Here is a 5,941-nt window from a genome sequence, read left to right as displayed (position 1 = left end):
TAGCCTGCGTACGGCTTGGCGGACAGGATCTCCACCTTGATGTCCTTGCCGTTCGGAGCAACGTAGCTCAGCGTGTCGCCTTCCTTGTGGCCGAGGATGGCCGCACCCAGCGGTGACTTTTCGCTGAAGACGTCCAGGTCCGAGTCGCCGGCGATTTCACGCGAGCCCAGGAGGAACGTCTCTTCGTCGCCTGCGATCCTCGCGACGACGATCATGCCTGGCTCAACGATTCCGTCGTCTGCAGGAGCCTCGCCCACATGGGCGTCGCGGAGCAGCGCCGTGAGCTGGCGGATGCGGGCTTCGATCTTGCCCTGTTCCTCCTTGGCCGCGTGGTAGCCGCCGTTCTCCTTAAGGTCACCCTCCTGCCGGGCTGCTTCAATCTTCTGGACGATCTCCGCCCGGCCAGCGCCGGAAAGGTGGTCCAGCTCTGCCTTCAGGCGGTCAAAAGCTTCCTGGGTGAGCCAGGCTGCAGCTGCGCTGTTGGTGGTAGACACGGACTTCTCCTCTAATGGTCCTACATGCAAAAGACCCCGCCACGGTGGCCACTTGTGGAACAGCAACCAGCTCAGCGGGGTAAAGGTATTGCTCCATTGTAGTCAATCCCGCGGACTTAACCCAACAATGGAGCGGCGCACATCACATGTCTTACGCTGTTCCGTCAGCTATCCAGCAGCTGTCCACCACGCCGGACACGGAAAGCGACTCGGTGCGCACGGCCACACGCTGCGAAACTGTCCTGCCGCCGTCGGCCGTTCCTTCCGCTGCGTCCGAGGGGATGTCCACCACTTTCCAGCCGACCACCGCGTACTTTGCATCGAGCGCCTTGACGGCGCACTTGACGGCGGTCCCCGGCTCGCGGGTCACCTGGAAGTCCACCTCAGCAAGGGTGGCATCGGGAGTGGTGTATCCCACGTCCTTGAACGTGACGTCCGTCAGCGAGTTGGACGTTGAAACCCACGCCATGAAGCCGATTCCTCCGGCCAGGGCCACGCCCGCAATGGTGCGCTTGGCGGCGGGCGTCAAGCCGCGCTTTTTAGCACCATAGCGATTGGCTAGGCTAGTGTCTGCGGGCGCGGTTGGAGCCGGCTGGTCCGGGGAAGTCACCAGACCAGTTTAGTGCCCTTTCCGCCGGGGCCGGTTGCAGCGGCGACCGGCAGCAGTCCACCCCCGTTCCCCGTCCATTCAGCAGCACTTGGCAAAAGATGAATTAGGAGCCGTCCTTCCATGACAGCGTCCAGCAACTCCCCGGCACCGCTACGGCTGCTCGCAGTCCACGCCCACCCGGATGATGAATCCAGCAAGGGCGCTGCGACCATGGCCATGTATGCCGCCTCTGGCGTGGATGTCATGGTTGCTACGTGCACGGACGGTTCCCGCGGGGACATCCAAAACCCCGCGGTGGAGGGCGAACCCCACCCGAAGCGGGACATGGCAGGGGCCAGGCGGCTGGAAATGGACCGGGCCGCCGCCATATTGGGCATCAGGCAACGCTGGCTGGGTTTTGTTGATTCCGGGCTCCCCGAGGGCGACCCGCTGCCTCCGCTGCCTTCCGGTTCCTTCGCCACCCTGCCCCTGCACCATGCTGCAGCACCGCTGGTGAGGCTGGTGCGGTCCTTCAAGCCCCACGTCATCCTCAGCTACGACGAAAACGGCGGGTACCCCCACCCGGACCACATCATGGCGCACCGGGTTGCCGTTGAAGCCTTCGATTCCGCCGGCGACCCCGCCCGCTACCCGGAGGCGGGGGATCCATGGGAACCCAGCAAGCTCTACTATGACCGGGCCTTCAGCCCCGAGCGTTTCCGTGCGCTGCACTTCGCGCTGGAAGAGGCCGGCCTGCAGTCCCCGTACGCCGAGCGCCTGGCCGCGTGGCTGGAGTCCGACGCCGAGGGGCACACCCCGCCGCCGGCTCCGCACCCCACCACCACGCAGGTGGACTGCGGGGATTTCTTCGAAGTGCGCGACGACGCCCTCCGGGCCCACCGGACGCAGGTGGATCCGCTGGGGTTCTTCTTTGCCGTCTCCGCTGAGATGCAGCGGCGCGCCTGGCCGTGGGAGGACTACTCGCTGATCCGCTCCCGGGTACCCTCGGAGCTCCCGGAAAAGGATCTGTTCGCGGGGCTAAGATAGAACCGCAGGCAATTTCTATGCCGCGTAGAAGATAGGTTCAGGCCCTGTGGCCGTGCTGTCCGCCGCCTGCTGCAACCCGTTCCACAGAAGGTATTAAACGTGCATCGTCTGCTCCTCAGCCTGGCCACAACCCCCACACCGCTGCCCACCCCAACTCTGCGGGAAGGTATCTCGGAGGATCAGGTGACGCCGGGCCTCCTGGGCTTCATCATGACTGCCTTCTTCGTGGTGGCCACCGCACTGCTGATCGTCGACATGGTGCGGCGGATCCGCAGGGTGCGGTACCGTGCCCAGGTGGAGGAGGACCGCCTTGCGGCCGCTGCCGCCGCCGACGTGCAGGCGTCCGACGCCCAGGACGGGCTCAATGCCCCCGAACCCGGCCGGTCCGACGGCGACGGGAACGGCATTGCCCCCGGCCAGTCCCGGCCGCGGGAGTAAGGCGCCCGGACTCTCCGCTTTCCGCCTGCCGCAGCTCAGCCCAGCACTGCCAGGGTGATGGCCGTGAAGTGGGCCGCGAAGGCAAAAACGGTGAAAGCGTGGAAGAGCTCGTGGAAGCCGAAGTGGTGATAGCTGATGTTCGGTTTCTTCAGGGCGTAGAAGATTGCGCCGGCAATGTAGAGGGCGCCGCCGACGCAGATCAGCACGGCTGCCGGAACGCTGGCCTGGAAGAACTGCGGAAGGTAAAACAAGGCGCCGCAACCCAGCGCAATGTAGATGGGAACGTACAGCCAGCGCGGCGCGTCCGTCCACAGGAGCCGGAACAGCACGCCAAGGATGGCTCCGGACCAGATGACCCACAGCAGCAGGACCGCCTGCGGACGGTCCAGGAGGGTCCAGGCCAGCGGGGTATAGCTGCCCGCGATCACCAGCATGATGTTGGTGTGGTCCAGCCTTTTGAGGACCATTTTTACGCCGGGGGACCAGTTGCCACGGTGGTATATCGCGCTGATCCCGAAGAGCAGCACGCCGGTGGCGGCATAGATGGCTGATGTGATCTTGCGGTCCGGCGTCGGAGCCAATGCCACCAGGACAATCCCGGCGATGAGGGCCAGCGGTGCTGTCACGGTATGGATCCAGCCGCGCCACTTCGGCTTGATCATCAGCAGCTCAGCGAGCCTGACCGCGGCGTCGTCCACCGCAGCGGTTTCAGGGTTTGCTTCCGCCGGATGTCTCTTCGGCTCCGGCACGTGCGGGGTATCCGGAGAGTCGCTCTTCATCGCTCCAGAATAACTTACGCCCCGGTAAGTTACTGGCGGGTAGTCTCTCATCCTCCGGCCGCCGGTGCCCGGTGGACTGCCACTGCCCAGGCTGGCGGTAGCCTAGGATGTGGCAAGTACGTACAGCAAGGAAGTCAGGTGAGTGGACGCGTGGAGTTGCCCGGGTTCCTCTACGGCTTTTACGAGCGCAGGCTCCTCAAAGACCTATCCCGGGACCGGATCCCGCGCCACATCGGGGTCATGGTGGACGGCAACAGGCGGTGGGCCAAGCAGTTCAACGCCCCCACCAGCCAGGGCCACCAGGCCGGCGCGGACAAGATCCATGAGTTCCTGGGCTGGTGCCAGGAGCTCGGCGTCAAGGTGGTCACGCTCTACATGTTGTCCACGGACAACATGAACCGCTCAAGCGAAGAGCTGGACCTCCTGATGGGCATCATCGCCAACACCCTGGACCGTCTGGACGAGGACTCCAACATCTCCGTCCACGCGATGGGGGCGCCCGAACTGCTTCCCGAATACCTCGCCGAGCGCCTCAACAAGCTGACTGCGCGCACGCCGGTCCGCGAAAAGATCCACGTCAACGTTGCGGTGGGCTATGGCGGGCGCCGGGAAATCGTGGACGCCGTGCGCGAACTCCTGCGCGACGCCATGGCCAAAGGCAAGGACATCCCGCAGCTTGCCGACGAGCTGAGCGTGGACGACATTTCCCGCTTTCTCTACACCCGCGGGCAGCCGGACCCTGACCTGGTGATACGGACTTCCGGCGAGCAACGGCTCTCGGGTTTCCTCATGTGGCAAAGCGCCTACAGCGAGTTCTACTTCTGCGAGGCGCTCTGGCCCGCCTTCCGCAAGGTGGACTTCCTGCGTGCCCTCCGCGACTACGCGGGCAGGCAGCGGCGCTTCGGCTCCTGACATCCGCCATTCACTGCGAGTTCACGCAAGCGCAACAGGAATCGCCGCGTAATGGTTGCGGAAATTACTTGGGGTGGAATTACGTTATATCCATCAGCAGGCAAAACCGCCGGCTGATCGGGGAGGCCAGTACATGGAGCGAAACATCGCACCGGTTGTATGGGAGGCCGGACCCGGCCTCGTGGCCGAGCCGCCTCACCAATAACAAATCCGGGCTGGCGCCCGGGGCTGGAGTCGATGTGGCTACTTCTGAACAACTGCCCGAGGTCGTTTTTGACCAGGGAGGGAAAGCTACCTCTCGCGCCATGCGAGCCACCACACAAACCGGCGCAGCAACGGATGCTGCGGCCGGTTTTGCCGTCTCCGGAAAGGAAGCCGACATCCACACCTTCGTGATCGACACCTCGGTCCTGCTGTCCGACCCCCGCGCACTGCTTCGCTTCGCCGAACACGAAGTCATCGTCCCGGTGGTGGTAATCACCGAGCTTGAGGCCAAGCGGCATGATCCCGAACTCGGCTACTTCGCACGCAAGGCACTCCGGCTCCTTGACGACCTCCGGGTCAAACATGGCGGCCTCAACCAGCCCATCCCCATCGGGGACGACGGCGGCACCCTCATGGTGGAGCTGAATCACATTTCCGCAGAGGTGCTGCCCCTGGGCTTCCGCAGCGGCGACAACGACAGCCGCATCCTCGCCGTAGCCAAGAACCTCTCCAATGAAGGCCGGGACGTCACGGTAGTGTCCAAGGACCTGCCGATGCGGGTCAAGGCCTCCGCCATGGGGCTAACCGCCGACGAGTACCGCAACGAGCTGGTCAAGGATTCAGGCTGGACAGGCGTTGCCGAGGTTGAAGCCAACGAACAGGAGATCTCCACCCTGTACGGCCATGAGCCGGTCTTCATCCCCGCAGCAGCCGAGATGCCGGTCAACACCGGACTCGTCCTGCTCTCCAACCGGGGCTCCGCCCTGGGCCGGGTCGGCCCCGACAAGCAGGTCCGCCTGGTGAAGGGCGACCGGGACGTCTTCGGCCTCCATGGCCGGTCCGCCGAACAGCGCCTGGCCATCGACATGCTGATGGATCCCGCCGTCGGAATCGTATCGATCGGTGGCAGGGCCGGCACCGGCAAGTCAGCCCTGGCACTCTGCGCCGGCCTGGAAGCCGTACTGGAACGCCGCGAGCACCGCAAGGTGATCGTCTTCCGTCCCCTCTACGCCGTGGGCGGGCAGGAACTGGGCTACCTGCCAGGCTCCGAGTCCGAAAAGATGAATCCCTGGGCCCAGGCCGTTTTCGACACCCTCGGCGCGCTGGTCAGCCAGGAAGTGGTGGAGGAGGTCATGGACCGGGGCATGCTCGAGGTCATGCCCCTCACCCACATCCGCGGCCGCTCCCTCCATGACGCCTTCGTCATCGTGGACGAGGCCCAGTCCCTCGAAAAGAACGTCCTCCTCACCGTCATGAGCCGCATCGGCCAAAACTCCAAGATCGTTCTCACCCACGACGTCGCCCAGCGCGACAACCTCCGCGTCGGACGCCACGACGGAATCGCCGCCGTCGTCGAAACCCTGAAAGGACACCCGCTCTTCGGCCACGTCACCCTGACCCGCTCCGAACGCTCGCCAATCGCAGCCCTGGTCACAGAACTGCTCGAAGGCTAAGTTTCCTGGAGGAAGGGCCGTGGT

General features: G+C 64.7%; 7 protein-coding genes. 4 read left to right on the top strand and 3 right to left on the bottom strand.

Translation table 11 applies throughout. The features are described 5' to 3' along the window. Nucleotides 1-494: transcription elongation factor GreA (gene greA / locus P2Q66_RS01250; protein ID WP_079595698.1), on the bottom strand; the 494-nt coding region annotated here is incomplete at its 3' end. Between the two features lie 151 nt (nucleotides 495-645). Beyond that, nucleotides 646-1,104, bottom strand: a complete 459-nt coding sequence (locus P2Q66_RS01245; RefSeq protein WP_275724943.1) for a DUF4307 domain-containing protein — start codon at nucleotides 1,102-1,104, stop codon at nucleotides 646-648. A 120-nt stretch (nucleotides 1,105-1,224) separates the two neighbouring features. Between P2Q66_RS01245 and mca the strand changes: the two genes are divergently transcribed. Together mca and P2Q66_RS01235 are read left to right on the top strand one after the other, a co-directional pair. Further along, nucleotides 1,225-2,130: a mycothiol conjugate amidase Mca gene (gene mca, locus P2Q66_RS01240; RefSeq protein ID WP_079595696.1), complete on the top strand. Its 906-nt coding sequence runs from the start codon at nucleotides 1,225-1,227 to the stop codon at nucleotides 2,128-2,130. 99 nt (nucleotides 2,131-2,229) lie between these two features. Further along, on the top strand, nucleotides 2,230-2,568 hold the full coding sequence (locus P2Q66_RS01235) for a hypothetical protein (protein ID WP_079595695.1): 339 nt from the start codon (nucleotides 2,230-2,232) through the stop codon (nucleotides 2,566-2,568). A gap of 35 nt (nucleotides 2,569-2,603) precedes the next feature. Here P2Q66_RS01235 and P2Q66_RS01230 read toward each other — a convergent pair whose 3' ends face one another. Further along, nucleotides 2,604-3,347, bottom strand: a complete 744-nt coding sequence (locus P2Q66_RS01230) for a hemolysin III family protein (protein WP_275724941.1) — start codon at nucleotides 3,345-3,347, stop codon at nucleotides 2,604-2,606. Between the two features lie 150 nt (nucleotides 3,348-3,497). Between P2Q66_RS01230 and P2Q66_RS01225 the strand changes: the two genes are divergently transcribed. Then, on the top strand, nucleotides 3,498-4,259 hold the full coding sequence (locus P2Q66_RS01225) for an isoprenyl transferase (RefSeq protein WP_079595694.1): 762 nt from the start codon (nucleotides 3,498-3,500) through the stop codon (nucleotides 4,257-4,259). Nucleotides 4,260-4,498: 239 nt separating this feature from the next. Beyond that, on the top strand, nucleotides 4,499-5,917 hold the full coding sequence (locus tag P2Q66_RS01220; protein ID WP_275724940.1) for a PhoH family protein: 1,419 nt from the start codon (nucleotides 4,499-4,501) through the stop codon (nucleotides 5,915-5,917). The last annotated feature ends 24 nt before the right edge of the window (nucleotides 5,918-5,941 follow it).

The organism is Arthrobacter sp. Cr_A7 (genome assembly GCF_029222765.1).
Taxonomy (GTDB): Bacteria; Actinomycetota; Actinomycetes; order Actinomycetales; family Micrococcaceae; genus Arthrobacter.
This window is presented reverse-complemented; position numbering and strand designations above follow the sequence as displayed.